Source organism: Phytohabitans aurantiacus, from assembly GCF_027923225.1.
GTDB lineage: Bacteria > Actinomycetota > Actinomycetes > Mycobacteriales > Micromonosporaceae > Phytohabitans > Phytohabitans aurantiacus.
Window position 1 is genome coordinate 114,078 of record NZ_BSDI01000017.1, and the last position, 16,739, is coordinate 130,816.

Consider the following 16,739-nt stretch of genomic DNA (forward strand, 5'->3'; position numbering starts at 1 on the left):
ACTGGCGGGATCCCCGTCCCGCTGGTGCCGGTGTGACCCAAGGCACATGGAGGTCCTGTCAGGAATCGGTGGGCTGCGCCGCTCAACTCACAAAGAGCAAGCGACCCGACAGGAGCAACACATGAAGCACCGCATCGTGGTTCTGGGCGCAGGCTATGCCGGGGCCTATGTGGCCGGAAACCTGGCCCGTCAGTTGTCGCCGGAGGACACGGAGATCACCGTGGTCAACGCTGAACCGTACTTTGTCGAGCGGATGCGGCTGCATCAGGTCGCGGCCGGCCGGCAGATCGAGGCTCTGAAGCTCGCCGACGCGTTCGCGGGCACGGCGATCCGGCTGCGCGTTGCCCTGGTAACCGCCGTCGACCCTGAGCGCCGTGTCGTTGCCCTGGCCGACGCCAACGGCGGCGGAGAGCTCGGCTACGACACGCTGGTCTACGCGCTCGGCAGCCGCGTCGACGATCGCGGCGTTCCCGGTGTGGCCGAGCACGCCTTCAACGTCGCCGGCCGGCCAGCGGCGCTGCGCCTGCGTGAGCGCCTGGACAGCCTGGGCGCGGGAGGAAGGGTGCTGGTCGTCGGTGACGGGTTGACCGGTATCGAGTGCGCCGCTGAGATCGCCGAGTCCCGGCCCGGGCTGTCGGTGGCGTTGGTCGCCCGTGGTGAGTTGGGTGCCCGGCTCTCCGCTGGGGCCCGCGGTCACCTGCGGCAGGCGTTCGACCGGCTGGGTGTCACCGTCGTGGAGCACACCAGCGTCGAAGCTGTCGAAGCGACGCGGGTGCTGTGCGCCGACGGTTCTGCCCTGGCGTCCGACGCCACCGTGTGGACGGCCGGGTTCGCGGTCAACCCGATCGCCGCCGCCAGCGGGCTGGAGGTCACCGAGAACGGTCAGATCGTCGTGGATCGCACCATGCGGTCGGTCTCGCACCCGAACGTGTACGCCATCGGCGACAGCGTCCACGCCATCGGCGACAACGGCCGGCCGTTGCCGATGTCCTGCGGTTCGGCTGGCTTCACCGGCCGGCAGGCCATGGAGGCGATCGTGGCGCGTCTGACCGGCCGCGAGGTCGCGACCACCAAGCTGGTCTACACGTATAACTACGTCACCCTCGGGCGGCGCGACGGGATGTTGCAGCTCGTCGACGATCAAGGGCGGGCAAAGCCGAAGCATCAGGGTGGCCGGACGGCTGCGCTGATCAAGGAGGGCATCAACCGGATCGCGTTGTGGACCATCTCGCACCCGACTTTCGGCCTGCCCAAGCGTAGGCACCGCCTGGCCGCCGTGCCGGATGAGTTGCGCCGAGAAGGTCGTCGCGCAGCCGCCTAGGTTGGTACCCGTGGACAGCAGCACCACCGATCGCTTCGACACCAGCCGGTTCGAGGCCAGCCGGAAGCGGCTGGCCTCGCTGGCGTACCGTCTGCTGGGCTCCGCCGCCGACGCCGAAGACGCCGTGCAGGACGCGTTCCTGCACTGGCAGGCCGCCGACCGGCAGCAGATCAAGGTGCCGGAGGCCTGGCTGACCAAGGTCGTCACCAACCTGTGCCTGGACCGGCTTCGCTCGGCACAGTCCCGCCGCGAACGCACCGTCGCCTGGTTGCCGGAACCGCTGCTGGACGGCGACCCGATGCTCGGTCCGGCCGACAGTTTCGAGCAGCGCGAATCGGTGTCCCTGGCCGTGTTGACGCTCATGGAGCGCCTGTCACCGGTCGAGCGGGCCGTCTACGTTCTGCGTGAGGTGTTCTCCTACAGCCACGCCGAGATCGCCGATATCCTCGACATCACCGAATCGGCAAGCCAGCAGCACCTGCACCGGGCTCGGCGCCGTGTCACCGCCGCGCGCCGTGGCGGCGGCGAAGTCGACCTGGCATCGGCCCGTAGGATCGTCGAGGAGTTCCTCGCGGCTGCCTCTTCGGGCCGCACCGAACGGCTGGTGGCGCTGCTCACCGACGACGCGATCGCGGTCTCCGACGGTGCCGGCCTGACCGAAACGCTGCTGCGGTACGACACCGCGCAGCGCTTCGCCGCCGTTGCGCGGGCGGGCTTCAAACCCACGCCCGCGAAGCGGCGATTTGCCGGTGGTACGCCGGCCGTGCACTACGCGTTGGTCAACGGCGCCCCCGCCATCCTGTTCGTGCTCGGCGACCAGGTCGTCGGCGCCGTGACGTTCGACATCGCCAACGGCAAGATCGCAACCGTGCGCGGCATCGCCGCTCCTACCCGCCTTATCCGCCTCACGGAGGCCTGGCGGCGGCACGAACCGGACACGCCGCTCATCACCCAGTGGTGACCTGAGCCCGAGTCCGCCTGCTTAGCTGATGAAGCGCAGCGGCGGCATTTACGCTGCACGGGCGCAGACGGTGATCGACGGCGAAGTGGGTACGACCTGGATTGCGGCAGCCGCGAGGTTCGTCGGGCGTTTAGTCCGGTGGTGGCCAGCCGAGCAGGCGGGCACCGAGGACGGCGGTTTGGAGGGTGAAGCGTTGGGTGGGTTCGCCGGGGTGGTAGCCGGTGAGGGTGTGGATGCGGTCGAGGCGGTAGGTGACAGCGCGGACCGAGAGGTGGAGTTGGCGGGCGGTCGCGGTGTGGTTGCCCTGGTTGTCGAACAGGGCGGTGAGGGTGTCGAGGAAGGGTTGTGGGCCGCCGCGGGCGGCGGCGAGGGGGCCGAGGACGGTGGTGACCAAGTCGGTGATGGCGTCCCGGTCGCGCAGTAGCACGGGAAAGACCAGCAGGTCGGCGGCGTGCAGAACGGGGGTGGTGAAGCCGAGTTTGGTGGCGAGGTCGAGGGCGCCCGTGGCTTCGTCGAGAGAGGTGACGATGCCCTGGGCCGCTGGGTGGGGGCGGCCGACGCCGATTTGCCAGCCGGTGGGGCCTAGGTGGGTGAGTAAGTGGTGGGCGAGTTCGGCGGGGAGGCCGCGTAGGCCGCCGGTGGCCAGGCAGATGAGCTGTCCGTCGCGTCGGCTGGTGAGGGTGTTGCCGGCGCCGTAGCGGGTGGCGAGCGCCTCGTCGATGCGGCCGGTGACGGCGTCGGTGATCGTGTCGGCGCGGGCGACCAGGACGGTGTGGGTGCCGGATACTCGGATGCCGTAGCGGTGCGCCCGTTGCGCCAGCCGGCCAGGGTCGGCCCGTCCGGACAGCAGGTCACTGATGAACTGGGCGCGTTCAGCGTCTTGCTGGGACAGTTCGTCGCGGGCGTGCTGGTGATAGCCGTGCATTGCCGAGGCGGTGAGGGTTTGGATGGCGTTCAGAAGATTGGTCGCCCCGGTTTGGACGTGGCGAGCGTCCGCCGACGCAGAGGTGGCAGTGGTGTCCCAGCGGCGGGCCGCGGCGGTCAGGAACGCGGTGACGAGGGCCGGTAGTGAGATGCTGTCGGCGGCGGCTCGTTGCCCGATGGCGGCGGCCGCGGCCCGGTGGGCGGCGTTCGAGGGTGTGGAGGCCGCCGCGAACAGACGGTCGGCCTCCTGGCGCAGCCAGTCCGGTGTGGTGTCGGTCATCGGCTCGGCTTTCTGGTCCACGCGGTTGCTGTTAGACACCGATGTCGCGTCGGTCGAACACGCGGATCCCGGCGACGGCGGTGACCACGGCGATGGCGGCCAGGACGGCCAGGTGGGCGGGGTGCCAGCCGGTGCGCAGCGGGTCGGTGCCGATGAAGTAGTGGAACGGTGAGAGCCATTTGAGCCAGTCGCCGCCGTCGAGTAGGCCGGAGATGGCGTTGGCTAGGTAGGTGGCCACGGCGAGGGTGCCGGTGACGACCAGGACGGGGGTACGGCGTCCGGTCCAGGCGCCGATCAGGAACGCGATGCCGGCGAAGCACCACACCAGCAGGATCAGCCCGGCGTTGGTCGCGGCGATGTTTCCTTGGGGGACGTTCATGTCGACGGTGGGGGCGAGGATGGCGACCAGCAGCCACGGCACCGCCGTGATGGTGGTGATCGCTGTGGCGGCGGCGGTGAGGCGTTGGGTGGCGAACGCGCGGCGGGTCAGCGGGTTGGCCAGCAACAGTTCCATGCCGCCGTCTTCCTCGGGGCGGGCGATCGTGCGGGTGGTGAGGGTGATCGCGGCCATGATGACCAACAGGGGTCCGATGAGGCTGTAGATGGTGGCTTGGAGGTAGCCGATGGCAGAGGTCATGTCCGCGATGCCGAGGAATTCGAGCATGTCCGGTGGCAGCGCGTCCTCTTTCAGTTCGGCGGTCCCTTGGAACTGGGAGTAGAAGCCGGTGTAGAGGGTGGTGAACGCGGCGATGCCGACGGACCAGCCGATGATGGCCCGGCGGTCGTCGCGCCAGGTTTTGACCACGAGGGCGGGCACCATCAGCGGGCTCCTTCGATCTGGGTGTGCTGGTCGGGCTGGGTGTAGTAGTAGGACAGGAAGGTTTCTTCCAGGTCGGGTTCGGCCGAGAGCAGGTCGATGACCTCGTGTCGGGCGACGGCTTTGATCAGCGGGCTGAGCCGGCCGTCGACGGTGCAGCGCAGGATCGGCCCGGACACCATCACGTCGGACACGCCGGGCAGGCCGGTGAACTCGGCGGCGTCGACCGGGTCGTCGAAGTGGATCTCGACGGTGCGGATCGCGCGCCGGCCCAGCGATTCGACCCGTTCCAGGGCGGCGAGGCGGCCGTCGCGGATGATCGCGACGCGGTCGGCGGCCTGCTGCACCTCGGCCAGCACGTGGGAGGACATGAACACGGTCTGCCCGTCGGCGCGGGCGTCGGCGACCATGGCCAGAAACTCCTGCTGCATCAACGGATCGAGGCCGCTGGTGGGCTCGTCCAGGATCAGCAGGGCCGGCTGGTGCATGAACGCCTGTACCAGACCGACTTTCTGCTTGTTGCCTTTGGACATGGTGCGGATCGGGCGGGTCAGGTCCAGTTCCAGCCGGTCGGCGAGGGCGGTGACCTGGCTCCAGGCGACGCCGCCTCGGGCGGCGGCGAAGAACCGCAGCAGGTCGGCGGCCTTTTCCCGGCCGGGGAAGGCGAGCTCGCCGGGTAGGTAGCCGATCTGCCGGTGCAGGGCGGCTTTGTCCCGACGCGGATCGAGCCCGAGAATCGTGGCGTCGCCGCGGGTCGGGCGTAGGAAGTCCAGCAGCAGCCGGATGGTGGTGGTTTTGCCGGCCCCGTTCGGGCCTAAGAACCCCAACACTTCGCCGGCTTTGACGTCCAGGGTCAGTCCTTCGACGCCGCGGCGGCTGCCGTAGAACTTGGTCAAGTCCTCGGCGTGGATGGCGATGTCGCTGCTCATGCCCGACATCGTCAAACTCCTTCCGGTTGTGGTTCTAGGGCGGCGTGCGGCCGACATCGACGCGGTTGGTCTTCCGGGTCTCGGCAAAACCGCAGCCCGCGGTGGCCGACGGGTCAGGGGAACAGCAGCAACGGCAGGGTCACGATGTAGGCGGCCAGCAACGCGGCCCCTTCGACCCGGTTCAGGATCAGGCCCCGGCGCAGCAGCGCCCACGCCAGCCCGCCGGACAGGATCATCGTGACCAGCAGCGCGACCCCCGCCTTGGCCGGCGTACCGGCGGAGGCGAACCCGACGATCGCGCCGCCGATCAGGCTGTTGAACAAGTTGCTGCCGAACAGGTTCCCGACCACCAGATCCGATTCGCCGCGCCGCTGCGCCGCGAGAGCGGTGACCAGCTCCGGCAGCGACGTGCCCACCGCCACCAACGTGAACCCAATGATCACCTGGCTGACGCCGAAGTCAGCGGCGATCGCGGCGGCGTTACCGACCAGCAACTGCGCCCCGGCCAACACCGCGAGCAACGCGGCCAAGGCACGGACCGGCTCGACCCAGCCCCGCAACCTTGAGGCCGGGACCGGAACGTCCACAGTGGCCGGACTGGCGGTAAACTCTTGCACCTCGCTGGCAAGGCCCATCTCGGCGCGACCGTGACCGGCCCAGCGCAGCAACAGCAGCACCGCGGCGACCGCCAAAACCGTCAGCACCGCACCGGTCAGCGGCGACAGTCCCGCCCACGCCAGGAACGCGAACACCACCATCGCGGCGACCGCGAGGGGCACTTCACGCCGAACGAGCGCGGAGGTCACCGCCACCGGCGCCACCAGCGCGGCGACGCCGAGGATCAAAGTCAGGTTCAGAATATTGGATCCGACGATGTTGCCGACCGCGATGCCGGCGTCGCCGCGAGCCGCCGCGACCCCGGATACCAGGAACTCCGGTGCCGAGGTGCCCAACCCGATGACGACCACGCCGACCACCACCGGGGGGATCCGCAGCCGCGTCGCCAACCGGGACGACCCGAGCACGAGGTGGTCAGCGGCCACGGTCAGCAGCGCCAAACCCACGGCGGCGAGCAGGATTTGAGTAACCATGGGTAGTGCCTCCAGCCGTCGACGATCCCCATCGCCGACCAGGCTTCCCGGCACTCCAGAGCCACACCATACCGTGCACACGCCCGTACGCCTCGCCAAAATTTTCGGGGCCGCGCCACCGGACGGATCTGGGCTACTACGCTGCCGGGAGGAGCGCCGGGAAGCCTGGTCGGCAATCGAACGTCACCCGCCAGCGCCGACAGCTCGGCCGGCGGCGGCGATCCAGCCGCACAGCAGCAGCCCCAGGCCCAGGGGAAGCGTCCAACATCACCGGGCTGGGGCGGCTAACCCGTTGCGTACACGCCATTGGCGCGGCTGCACGCTTTGGTCGCCACACCGCTGGTGACCGTCGGTGTCCTCGCGCCGGCCTGGTAGGGATATGGCTATTGACCTTGTTCCGGTGGCTGTCTCGTGGATGGAGCGGTTGGCTTCGGCCGGTCGGTCCACGAGACGCTCGCCGCGCCGATGGCGGCCCCGATCAAAGCGGCGATCACCGCTAGGAGCAGGCCGAGGCCGTAGTCGCGGTCGTGCAGGCCGGGGTTGATGGGCGCAGGTTGCGGTCGCCATAGCAGGGGCACCGCGATCAGTGCCAGGATGGCTGAGGTGGCCAGGCCCGTGGCGGCCCAGGCCCGCCGTGCCGGATCGGTGACGAGGCGTCCGAGCAGCAGCCCGGCCACGCCGACGGCGGGCGCGACGACCGCGTCGTGCAGGATCGGCCCGGCGATCAGCCAGGTCCAGGCGGTGGGTAACTGCGGCCAGAGGTGCCAGCCGCCGTATCCGGCGGCAGCGGCGCCGCCCAACACGAGCGCGGCGCGGACGGCGGCGACGGCGTTCACGGTAGGACCTCCAGCCGGGTCACCCATTTGGTCTGGAGCACGCCGGGCCTGCTGGGCGCGATGATCCGGCATGGATAGCCGTGGTCGGGGCTGAGTGTCTGGCCGTTGACGCGTAGGGCCAGCAGGGTGAGCGGGTCTGCGGCGTGCCGGGCCGGTAGGAGGCTCGTCGCGTACAGGCCAGCGGGTTCCAATGAGGACACTCGTAGGGCACGGCCGGTGGGCGCGCCGGCGGCGGTCAGCAGCGCGGCTATGGGCACGCCGGTCCAGTTCGCGCTCGCGCTCCAACCTTCGACGCAGGCGATCGGTAGGGTGGCGGTGCGCTGGCGCAGCGCGGCGAGCTCGTCCAGGGTCAGCTGGGCGGTACCGCCGGGCCAGGCGATGGTCAGGCTCCAGTGCGCCGGGACGCGGATGCCGGCCGCTGCCGCGGTGCGGTTGACCGGCAGCCCTTGCGGCCCTCCGGGCGAGCGCCACGCAAGCACCGATACCCGGCTGAGCCAGGGCACCGTGGCGCCGGCCGTGGCCAGCACGACGGCCCCGGTGGACAGCCACGCGATCCGGAGGATGGCGCGGCGCCGCGGGTCGGGGCGCTCGGCCAGGCCGGTACCGGTCCGGGACAGCTTCACTCCGATGTGGACCGCGAGCGCGCCGGCGGCGATCCAGCCGACGGCGTAGTGGGTCTCGACGAAGAAGAACCGCCACGGGTACGACTGGGCGGCGTTGAACAGGCCGCTGGCCAGCTCGAAGAAGGCCGCGCACAGCAGCACCAGGATGGACAGCCGCTCAGCGGCGTGTGACAGCAGCCGGGCCGGCGGGCGCAGCGGTGGGCGGATGAACAGGCGCGGGTACACGCTCCAAAGCTTGGCCAGCAGCAGCGGGATCGCGGCCACGCCGGAGAGCACGTGGGCGCTCTGGGTGATCCGGTAGAGGCTGATGGGGCGGGTGGGCCAGGTGAACCAGCCCGGCGGGTGCTGGGCGGCGTGGCTGGCCAGTCCCGTGAGGAAGCAGACGGTGAACGCGACGCCCAGCCACAGGCCGAGCCGGGCGGTGACGGCGGGCGTGTGCGCGGGGGAGTGGAAGTCCTCCGGCCGGGGCGGGCGGAGTCTCACGGCCGTTCCAGGTCGGCGAACCAGCGCGCGTCTATGGTGAAGACGGTGCGCACTTGCAGGCCGGCCTCGTCGGCGAGCCACCGGGCGGCGTCGACACTCACCCTGGCCCACCGGAACCGCGGACCGTGGCGGGGCGGCGCGGCCGTGGGTTCTTCGGTCACGTGTGCCTGGCTGCGCCACATACCGGTGCCGGGCGGGTCCAGTTCGACCAGCACGGTGCCGCCTCGGCGTAGCAACTGCGCGCACCGCCGCAGCAGTGTGAGCGGGTCGCCGCCGATGCCGATGTTGCCGTCGACGAGCAGGACGTTGGCCCAGTGGCCCTCGCCGGGCAGCGGGTCGAACACGTTCCGGCGTAGTGCGGCCGCGCCGCGCCGGCGGGTGAGCCGCACCGCCGCCGCCGATGTGTCGATGCCGAAGCTGATCAGGCCACGGATGGCCAGTTCGGCGGCGACGCGACCGGGGCCGCAGCCCACGTCGACGGCGGGGCCGGTGCAGCGGTCGACCAGCGTCCGCACGGCGGGTTCGGCGGGACCGTGCCAGCGTCGCAGCGGCAGCAGGGTACGCCGGCCGCCGGTCTCGACCAACCAGTGGCGCGCGCCGTGCCGGGCGTACACCGCCTCGAAGCCGGCCGTCATCGGGCGGCTCCCGCGTGGCACTGCGCTACGGCGGCGGCGAACCGGCTGCCGGGAGTGGTGGCCGCTACGGCCAGCGCGTCGGCCCAACGGTCCACATCGGACAGCACTGGCGCGTTGGTCACGTGCAGCCCGCGCGCGGTGAGCGCGGTGCGGGTCCGCGCGCCGGTCTCCGGTGTGGACATGGGTACCGCTCGTAGGGCCTCGGCGTGGTGCGGGTCGCGCAGGCCGAGTGCCCACCAGCCGCCGTCCGTGGCGGGACCGAGGACCGCGTCCGCGACGGACAGCCGATCCAGCGAGGCGGTGAGCGTTGCCGGGCGTACCTGCGGGGTATCCATCCCGATCTGCAGCACCGGCTGCCCGGGCACCTGCGCGGCGGCGTCGGCGTGGGCGCGGGCAAGCCGGTCCGCGAAGGTGGCGCCGTGCTGCGGCACCAGATGCCAGCCTGCCAGCGCGGAGCGGATGTCGCCGGACCGCTCGGCATCGGCCAGCCGGCCCGCGTATGCCAGGACCGGTGTCACGTCCGGGGTTGCCCGTACCGCGTCGATGGTGTCCAGCAGCGCCGCCGCCGCGATGGCGGCCGCCTGCCGGGGCGTCGCCGGCGGGCAGAGCCGGGTCTTCACCCGGCCGGGCACGGGCGCCTTGGCGACCACGATGACGATCACCGCAGTACCCCCGCCATGTCACGCACCGCGCGCAGCGTGCCGCGCACCGAGCCGGAGACCTTCGACCGCGTGCCAGCCGTCCGCCGCCGGTACGCCACGTCGAGTTCGGCGATCCGCCAGCCGGCCGCGCCGGCCCGCAGCAGCAACTCCAGCGGGTACCCGAAGGCACGGTCCGCGACCCCGAGGTCGAGCAGCGCCAGCCGGCGGGCGGCCCGTGCTGGCGCGATGTCGTGCACCGGCACGCCGCGGCGGCGCAGTAGCGCGGCGAGCAACGCGTTGCCGGCGCGCGCGTGCCACGGCCATGCCGCGCGCTCGGCGGGGACGCGCCGGCCGACGGCCAGGTCCGCGCGGCCGGTCGCGACTAGGCTTGCCAGGGGAGCCAACTCGGCCGGGTCGAGCGAGCCGTCGGCGTCCAGAAAACACACCACGTCGGCGGTGGCCGCCGACAAGCCGGTATGCACAGCGGCGCCGTAACCGCGTCTTGGCTCGTGCAGGACTATGGCACCCAGGTCGGCGGCGACCTGTGGGGAACCGTCGGCGGAGCCGTTGTCGACCACGATCGCCCGAAAGCCGGGTGGCATGCCGGCCAGCACGCCGGGCAGCGCCGCCGCCTCGTCCAGGCAGGGCAGGACCACGTCCACACATCCGTCCATAACCGCACCGTAGGTCGATGGTGGACGGTCCGAGACGGCCTGGTTGCTTACGGAATCCTTACGGACACGATGGTTCTTACGAATCGATGACGCTGCGCGCCGTCCGCGTGCGGGGCCGGTCACGCCGGCGTAGCGTCGGCCGTCATCATGGGCAGGGGCTGGCGGGCGGATCTGATAGTGCTGGGCGTCGAGGCGGCGCTCGTGGTGGCGGCGGTCGCGGTGGGCGCGGTGCTCAACGGGCGCGGGGTGCGCTTGTGGGCGGACGCGGCGCCGCTGTTCGCGGTGTGGCGGCCGCACGCCGGCTGGGGCACGCCAGCGGCGCTGGCGGTCGCCGCCGCGGTGGTGTGGCGCGGCGTCGACATCGCGCGGCGGGCGCCGTGGGGCCGGCTGCTCGCGTTCGCGTACGCCGTAGCGGTTGCCTGGACGCTGTCGCTGGCGCTGATCGACGGCTGGTCCGGCGGCCTGGCCGGACGGCTTACGCCGCAGGCCGAGTACCTGACCGAGGTGCCCCGGATCACCGACATCGGCGCGATGCTGTCCGGATTCACGGACCGGATCCTGGACTTCCGGGCCGGGTCGTGGTCGACACACACCGCCGGTCATCCGCCCGGCGCGCTGCTGGTCTTCGTCGCGCTCGACCGAATCGGCCTGGGCGGCGGCGGACCGGCCGCGCTGGTGTGCGTGCTGGCCGGCGCCACGGTCGTCGTGTCGGTGCCGCTCGCCCTGCGCTCGCTGGGTGCCGAGGCGCAGGCACGCGCTGGGCTGCCCTTTCTGGTGCTGCTTCCCGGGGCGGTGTGGATGGGCGCGTCCGCCGACGCGATCTTCGCGGGCGTGGCGGCGGCTGGGCTGGCGCTGCTGGCCGCGCGGCGCTGGTGGCTGGCCCCGCTCGGCGGGCTGCTGCTGGGCTTCGCCCTGTACCTGTCATACGGGTTCGTGCTGCTGGTGCTTCCGGCGCTTGCGGTGCTCTGGCTGCGCGCCCGGCATCGGGTCGCCGCGCTGGCCTCAGGTGCCGCTGGCGTCGCTGCCGTGGCCGCCGCGTTCATGGTGGCGGGTTTCTGGTGGCTGGATGGCTACCGGCTGGTCGTCGAGCGTTACTACCAGGGCTGGGCCGCCGATCGACCGTACGCCTACTGGGTGTGGGCCAACCTCGCGGCGCTGGTCCTGTGCGCCGGCCCCGCCATCGGGCCGGCACTGCGCCATACCCTCGTGGCAACCGCGCGCGGCGCGGCCTTGTGGCTACCGGTGGCGGCCGGGGTGGCGGTCCTGGCCGCGGACCTGTCTGGCCTGAGCAAGGCCGAGGTGGAGCGGATCTGGCTGCCGTTCGTGGTATGGCTGATGGTCGCCACGGCCGCCCTACCCGAGCGGCACCGCCGCGGCTGGCTCGCCGCGCAGGCGGCGACCGCGCTCGCCGTCAACCATCTACTGTGGACGTGGTGGTGACGGCCGACGGCTCGCGCAGCGGGTCGGAGGCGAACGCGGTAACCCCCTCGGCGAACCCGACCCGGGCCCGGAAGCCCAGTATCTGGGCCGCGCCTTCCGGCGAGGCCATCACGTGGCGCACGTCGGCGGCGCGGGCACCGCCGACCACGATCGGCTCCGGACCACCGAGCGCTGCCGCGAGGACCCGCGCCATGTCGCCGACCGTGTGCGGCTCACCCGAGCAGACGTTGAGCGCCGCAAACCCCTCAGGCGGACTGGGCGCGGTCAACGCCAGGAGGTTGGCGCGGGCGACGTCGGTGACGTGTACGAAGTCGCGGCGTTGCTCACCATCCTCCAGCACCCGCGGCGCGTGCCCCCGTGCCAGCGCCGACCGGAAGATCGACGCCACGCCAGCGTACGGGGTGTCGCGGGGCATGCGAGGGCCGTACACGTTGTGGTATCGCAGGGCGTACACCGCACCGCCGGCCTGCGCGGCCCACGCCGTGGCCAGGTGCTCTTGCGCCACCTTCGTGGCGGCGTAGATGCTGCGGGGCCGCAGTGGAGCGTCCTCCGGCACCAGAGCTGGCGTCAGGGTGGTGCCGCAGCGCGGGCACGTCGGATCGAACCGGCCGGCTGCGATGTCCTCGGGCCGACGTGCGGCGGGTGGCACGACGGCGTGCTCCGGGCAGATGTACCGACCCTCGCCGTAGACCACCATCGAACTGGCCAGCACCAGCCGCCGCACCTTCGCCGCGTACATGGCCGCGAGCAGCACCGCTGTGCCGTGGTCGTTGTGGCTGGCGTACAGCGGCGCATCGGACGGGTCGACGCCGTGGCCCACCATCGCGGCCTGGTGGCACACCGCGTCGACTCCGCGTAGCAAGCCGGCCAGTACGCCGGCGTCGCGGACGTCGGCGCGCACCATCTGGTGTTGCGCGGTCCACGGCGGCGGCTTCCCGTGATGGGCCTGCGGAAGCAGCGCGTCGAGAAGTACCGCCTCGTGGCCTGCCGCGACAACCGCGTCGGCGACGTGTGAACCGATGAAACCGGCGCCGCCGGTGATCAGAATCCGCACACTGCCACGGTATGCGCGGCACCGCCCGTTGGGTGATTACGTAAGGGATCCGAAATAGATAATCAACCGTCGGCCCCGGATCGAGTTCCCAGGGTGTGAGCGCGTTATCAGGGCTCCCACGAAGCGTGCCTCGAGGGAGCCCTGATCGGTTGAACCAGCCGCGTCAGCGGCAGCGGCGGCCGCCGTTGACACATTGGACGATCTTGGCCGTTTGTCGGGTGGAGTTGACGTTCAGGAAGTCGTTGTGGTCGGAGGTCGGGTTGTGGTTCTCCTCCGGGAACGAGTCCAGCTGGTACTGCCCGCGTTGCTGCACCTGTACTGGGATGTTGTAGCTGATGCTGATTCGTAGTTGTGGCACGGCCACGGTGCCGGCTGGGCAGGCGCCGGTGGTCCGGTCGGGGAACTGGATGTGGGTGCGGTGGTTGGCGCTGTCGATGTTCTCGCCGTCCCAGCAGCTGGGGAAGTCGTGCACGCGCATCACCTGGCTGCCGGCGGGGCAGATCGGGTACTGGTCGGTGAGCCGATCCTCGAAGCCGCCGCATGTCCATGAGGCGCGGGCGTTGGCCGGTCCTCGGCTGGTCGGTTTCGATTCACCGGTCAGCGCGCGCAGGAATCGCGGCATCGCCACCACTTTGCTGGTGGGGTTGCCCCGGTACTCGATTTTCACACTGGCCGGCCGCACGATCGTGCCCAGGTTTCCCGCGATCTCCAGGTTTGGGCCCTGCACGCCCGGCAGTTGGCCGCCGGTGCTCGCGCTGGGGCTCGGCTCCGGGTTGGGGTCGGCATTGGTCAGCGTGCATGGCGCGAGTTCGGTCAGGCCGGTCGGTCGGGTGCCCTGGCGGCCGATGGCGATGGCGATGCGGTCCAATGTGGCTACTCGTTTGTCGCGTAGTGGGCCGAGGATGGCGTTGTCGACGAAATTGGGGCCGCCCTGACCCTGGCTGGTGACCAGGCGCTGGTTCGCTTCCGCGATCTGCTTGTCCAGCAGGTTCAGGTCTTGGTTGACCTCCGAGGCCGCACGCGCCGGCACCGCCGGCAGCTTGTCCCGCACGCTGGGGCAGTTCACTGTCGGTGTCACTTCGTTGCCAGCCGACCCGCCCGTTGAGGAGCCGCCACCGTGGTTGGCGTGCGCGCCGTCGTAGCTCAGGTCGCACTCGGCCAGCGAGACCAGGCCAGTCGGGCGGGCACCTTGGCGGCCGATGGCGATGGCGATGCGGTCCAATGTGGCTACTCGTTTGTCGCGTAGTGGGCCGAGGATGGCGTTGTCGACGAAGTTGGGGCCACCCTGACCCTGGCTGGTAACGAGGCGCCGGTTGGCCTCGGCGAGCTGCTGATCCAGTAGGCGGAGGTTCCGGTTCACCTCGGCCGCTGCCTGCGCCGGCACTGCCGGCAGTTTGTCCCGCACCGTTGGGCATTTCACCGTTCCCGGGCCGGCGGCTTTGAGGGTGTCGGCGTTGGCGCCGACCGGGTTGGCTTGCCGGTTCGCCTTCCGATCGATGCGGACCACCGGCCAGAAGTACGACGACCGGTCGCCGTTGCGGCACGTCGTGTCCGACGCGGCAAGGCTCTCGTCCGTGGAGTCCGCGCTGATCGACAGGTTGCCCACGAAGTCGTGCACGTGCTGCGCGCCGTTACGCACTCCGGGCTGCGCGACTGGGTTGTCGGGACTGAACTTCCGGTTCCCGTTCGTTCCACAGTCGACGGTAACGACGCCGGTGGAACCGCCCCGGCGCACCGGTGGCGCCTTCACATTCGCTGCTACCCGTTCGATCGGTGTGAAGCTCGCCAACGGCGCCGCCTCCGCGAACGCCTGCCCGTCGCGCGAGCTCGTCACCACCCCGGCCGTCACGGCTGCTGTCGCCGCCAACACGACCACTACCCCCAGAACCCTCAGCTCCTGCCCGCGGGCCCGGGTAAAACGTCGATTCAACGTTTCTCTCACGTCGCAAACCCTCCGTGCCTCGGATCAACTCACGCTCCGAGGTACGACCGGCCCGGACTCGCCGATGAGGCCGGCGGTACCACGTAACCGCCTCGTAAGAACGGCGCGATTCCGTACGTGCGCGATTTCTTACGAGCTGGTGAACAAGTACCCGGTTCGGGAGGGCCGCCTGGACGACGGTGGTTTGGTTCGTGTATGCGGACTGCGGGCTTCGCTACTCCGCCAATGCCTGAAGCAGGTGATCAATCATGACGACAACCGCTGCGGTCGAGGCGCTCGCCGGGCGCTTGCTGGTTACCGGCGTCGAAGCCATGGAACTGGCGAACATCTATCTTGGTCACACCCTCGGGCTGTACGCGGTGCTCGCGGACGGTCCGCTCACCGGCGCCGAGCTCGCGGCCCGCGCCGGTCTGGATGAGCGGTACGTGCGCGAGTGGTTGCAGGCGCAGGCCGTGTCCGGGTTCGTCACCGTCGAGGCGGGGAAGGCGTACGCGCTGGCGGCCGGTGTGCGGGAGGTGCTGGTCGACGAGCTGTCGCCGGCATACCTGGCGCCGCTGGGCCAGTGCCTGGCCTCGGTCGGCGGTGTCCTGCCGCGGTTGGTGGAGGCGTTCCGCACTGGCGAAGGCGTGCCCTACTCCGAGTACGGCCCGGACGCCGTCAGCGCCCAGGCGGCGCTCAACCGTCCGGCGTACACGAATGATCTGGTGGCGACCTGGCTGCCGGCGCTGCCGGAGCTCCACGCGCGGCTGTCCGACGCTGCCAGCCCTGCCCGCGTCGCCGACCTGGGCTGCGGCGCCGGCTGGGCGTCGATCGAGCTGGCCAAGGCGTTCCCACACCTGTCGATCGACGGCCTCGACGCCGACGAGGCGTCGATCGCGCACGCGCGCCGCAACGCCGCCGCCCAGGGCGTCGGCGAGCGGATCCACTTCGAGGTACGCGACCTCACCGCCCCCGCATCCGGCGTGGCCGGCTACGACCTGATCTTGCTGTTCGAGTGCCTGCACGACATGGCGTACCCGGACCGGGTGCTGCGCAATGTCCGTCGGCAGACCTTCGATGGTGGGTGGGTCGTCGTCATGGACGAGGCGGTCGACGAGGAACTCGTAGCCCCCAGCGGCGACCCCGTGCAGCGGTTCTTCGCCAACGCCAGCCCGCTGTGGTGCCTGCCCCAGGGCCGCCCCACCCCGGACGCGGACCCGGTCGGCACCGTCATGCGCCCGGCGGCGCTGCGCACGCTGGCCGTCGAGGCCGGCTTCACACAGGTCGACGTGCTCCCGATCGAGCACCCGTTCTGGCGGTTCTACCGGCTCAGGTAGGCGCTTTGCGGATTGGCCGCGCGCGTGCCCGGGCGGGTGCCACGATGAGTCGCATGACTGACATCCGGTTCGACGGGATGCGAGCGCTGTTCGTCAACTGCACGCTCAAGCGGTCGCCGGACCGGAGCCACACCCAGGGTCTGATCGATCGCAGCATGGCCATCATGGACGGGCGCGGAGTGGCGACCGAGCTGATCCGGGCCGTCGACCACGACATCGCCACCGGTGTCTGGCCGGACATGACCGAGCACGGCTGGGCCAGCGACGAGTGGCCCGCCCTGTACCAGCGGGTGCTCGCCGCCGACATCCTGGTGCTGGCGGGCCCGATCTGGCTCGGCGACAACAGTTCGGTGATGAAGCGGGTCATCGAGCGGCTGTACGCCTGCTCGTCGTTGCTCAACGACAACGGCCAGTACGCCTACTACGGCCGGGTCGGCGGCTGCCTGATCACCGGCAACGAGGACGGGGTCAAGCACTGCGCGATGAACGTACTCTACAGCCTGCAACATCTGGGGTACACGATCCCGCCGCAAGCCGACGCGGGCTGGATCGGTGAAGCCGGACCAGGACCGTCCTATCTGGATGAAGGCTCGGGCGGTCCCGACAACGACTTCACCAACCGCAACACCACCTTCATGACGTGGAACCTCATGCACCTGGGCTGGATGCTCAAGCAGGCCGGTGGCGTGCCCGCGTACGGCAACCAGCGCTCGGAGTGGGATGCCGGCTGCCGGTTCGACTTCGAAAACCCCGAGCACCGCTGAGACGACAC

The 16,739-nt window shown here is 70.8% G+C and carries 16 protein-coding genes; 5 read left to right on the forward strand and 11 right to left on the reverse strand.

All coding sequences use genetic code 11. The features are described 5' to 3' along the window. The first annotated feature begins 121 nt into the window (after positions 1 to 121). Together QMG73_RS19345 and QMG73_RS19350 are read left to right on the forward strand one after the other, a co-directional pair. Positions 122 to 1,321: an NAD(P)/FAD-dependent oxidoreductase gene (locus QMG73_RS19345; protein ID WP_281897579.1), complete on the forward strand. Its 1,200-nt coding sequence runs from the start codon at positions 122 to 124 to the stop codon at positions 1,319 to 1,321. Positions 1,322 to 1,331: 10 nt separating this feature from the next. Beyond that, the gene (locus QMG73_RS19350) at positions 1,332 to 2,282 is read left to right on the forward strand and encodes a sigma-70 family RNA polymerase sigma factor (protein ID WP_281897582.1); all 951 of its coding nucleotides are present in this window, start codon (positions 1,332 to 1,334) and stop codon (positions 2,280 to 2,282) included. Between the two features lie 130 nt (positions 2,283 to 2,412). Here the strand turns inward: QMG73_RS19350 and QMG73_RS19355 are convergent, their stop codons facing one another. From QMG73_RS19355 to QMG73_RS19395, 9 genes are all read right to left on the reverse strand, one after another. Beyond that, positions 2,413 to 3,507: a PucR family transcriptional regulator gene (locus tag QMG73_RS19355; RefSeq protein WP_281897584.1), complete on the reverse strand. Its 1,095-nt coding sequence runs from the start codon at positions 3,505 to 3,507 to the stop codon at positions 2,413 to 2,415. A gap of 10 nt (positions 3,508 to 3,517) precedes the next feature. Further along, positions 3,518 to 4,306, reverse strand: coding sequence for an ABC transporter permease subunit (locus QMG73_RS19360; protein WP_281897586.1), 789 nt, complete (start codon positions 4,304 to 4,306; stop codon positions 3,518 to 3,520). Then, positions 4,306 to 5,232, reverse strand: coding sequence for an ABC transporter ATP-binding protein (locus QMG73_RS19365; RefSeq protein WP_281897588.1), 927 nt, complete (start codon positions 5,230 to 5,232; stop codon positions 4,306 to 4,308). The genes QMG73_RS19360 and QMG73_RS19365 overlap by 1 nt, the downstream gene beginning before the upstream one ends. A gap of 113 nt (positions 5,233 to 5,345) precedes the next feature. Next, complete coding sequence (locus QMG73_RS19370) at positions 5,346 to 6,323, reverse strand: calcium/sodium antiporter (protein WP_281897590.1); 978 nt, start codon at positions 6,321 to 6,323, stop codon at positions 5,346 to 5,348. Between the two features lie 383 nt (positions 6,324 to 6,706). Continuing rightward, positions 6,707 to 7,159 (reverse strand): hypothetical protein, encoded by a 453-nt coding sequence (locus tag QMG73_RS19375; RefSeq protein WP_281897593.1) that lies wholly within the window; start codon positions 7,157 to 7,159, stop codon positions 6,707 to 6,709. Next, the gene (locus QMG73_RS19380; RefSeq protein ID WP_281897595.1) at positions 7,156 to 8,265 is read right to left on the reverse strand and encodes a molybdopterin-dependent oxidoreductase; all 1,110 of its coding nucleotides are present in this window, start codon (positions 8,263 to 8,265) and stop codon (positions 7,156 to 7,158) included. The genes QMG73_RS19375 and QMG73_RS19380 overlap by 4 nt, the downstream gene beginning before the upstream one ends. Continuing rightward, a complete protein-coding gene (locus tag QMG73_RS19385) occupies positions 8,262 to 8,900 on the reverse strand; it encodes a class I SAM-dependent methyltransferase (RefSeq protein ID WP_281897596.1) in 639 nt (212 codons plus the stop codon). The genes QMG73_RS19380 and QMG73_RS19385 overlap by 4 nt, the downstream gene beginning before the upstream one ends. Next, positions 8,897 to 9,562, reverse strand: coding sequence for a TIGR04282 family arsenosugar biosynthesis glycosyltransferase (locus QMG73_RS19390; protein ID WP_281897598.1), 666 nt, complete (start codon positions 9,560 to 9,562; stop codon positions 8,897 to 8,899). Before QMG73_RS19390 ends, QMG73_RS19385 begins: the two co-directional genes overlap by 4 nt. Beyond that, positions 9,559 to 10,215, reverse strand: a complete 657-nt coding sequence (locus tag QMG73_RS19395) for a glycosyltransferase family 2 protein (RefSeq protein WP_281897599.1) — start codon at positions 10,213 to 10,215, stop codon at positions 9,559 to 9,561. Before QMG73_RS19395 ends, QMG73_RS19390 begins: the two co-directional genes overlap by 4 nt. Before the next feature lie 147 nt (positions 10,216 to 10,362). Here QMG73_RS19395 and QMG73_RS19400 point away from each other — a divergent pair, with 147 nt between their 5' ends. Then, positions 10,363 to 11,655 (forward strand): hypothetical protein, encoded by a 1,293-nt coding sequence (locus tag QMG73_RS19400; protein WP_281897601.1) that lies wholly within the window; start codon positions 10,363 to 10,365, stop codon positions 11,653 to 11,655. Here QMG73_RS19400 and QMG73_RS19405 read toward each other — a convergent pair. Both QMG73_RS19405 and QMG73_RS19410 read right to left on the reverse strand, forming a co-directional pair. Beyond that, entirely contained in the window at positions 11,627 to 12,709 is a 1,083-nt protein-coding gene (locus QMG73_RS19405) for an NAD-dependent epimerase/dehydratase family protein (RefSeq protein ID WP_281897604.1), read from the reverse strand. The genes QMG73_RS19400 and QMG73_RS19405 overlap by 29 nt on opposite strands. 163 nt (positions 12,710 to 12,872) lie before the next feature. Beyond that, positions 12,873 to 14,579: a DUF1996 domain-containing protein gene (locus tag QMG73_RS19410; protein WP_281897605.1), complete on the reverse strand. Its 1,707-nt coding sequence runs from the start codon at positions 14,577 to 14,579 to the stop codon at positions 12,873 to 12,875. 320 nt (positions 14,580 to 14,899) lie between these two features. On the opposite strand from QMG73_RS19410, the gene QMG73_RS19415 reads away from it, so the two are divergent. Further along, a complete protein-coding gene (locus QMG73_RS19415) occupies positions 14,900 to 15,967 on the forward strand; it encodes a class I SAM-dependent methyltransferase (protein WP_281897608.1) in 1,068 nt (355 codons plus the stop codon). Positions 15,968 to 16,020: 53 nt separating this feature from the next. Then, a complete protein-coding gene (locus QMG73_RS19420) occupies positions 16,021 to 16,731 on the forward strand; it encodes a flavodoxin family protein (protein WP_281897611.1) in 711 nt (236 codons plus the stop codon). Positions 16,732 to 16,739: the final 8 nt, after the last annotated feature.

Excerpts from the sequence above, each read along its gene's own strand:
- QMG73_RS19385 (WP_281897596.1), bottom strand. The coding sequence starts at position 8,900 with ATGACGGCCGGCTTCGAGGCGGTGTACGCCCGGCACGGCGCGCGCCAC.
- QMG73_RS19345 (WP_281897579.1), top strand. The coding sequence starts at position 122 with ATGAAGCACCGCATCGTGGTTCTGGGCGCAGGCTATGCCGGGGCCTAT.
- QMG73_RS19400 (WP_281897601.1), top strand. The coding sequence starts at position 10,363 with ATGGGCAGGGGCTGGCGGGCGGATCTGATAGTGCTGGGCGTCGAGGCG.
- QMG73_RS19420 (WP_281897611.1), top strand. The coding sequence starts at position 16,021 with ATGACTGACATCCGGTTCGACGGGATGCGAGCGCTGTTCGTCAACTGC.
- QMG73_RS19370 (WP_281897590.1), bottom strand. The coding sequence starts at position 6,323 with ATGGTTACTCAAATCCTGCTCGCCGCCGTGGGTTTGGCGCTGCTGACC.
- QMG73_RS19415 (WP_281897608.1), top strand. The coding sequence starts at position 14,900 with ATGACGACAACCGCTGCGGTCGAGGCGCTCGCCGGGCGCTTGCTGGTT.
- QMG73_RS19360 (WP_281897586.1), bottom strand. The coding sequence starts at position 4,306 with ATGGTGCCCGCCCTCGTGGTCAAAACCTGGCGCGACGACCGCCGGGCC.
- QMG73_RS19365 (WP_281897588.1), bottom strand. The coding sequence starts at position 5,232 with ATGAGCAGCGACATCGCCATCCACGCCGAGGACTTGACCAAGTTCTAC.
- QMG73_RS19395 (WP_281897599.1), bottom strand. The coding sequence starts at position 10,215 with ATGGACGGATGTGTGGACGTGGTCCTGCCCTGCCTGGACGAGGCGGCG.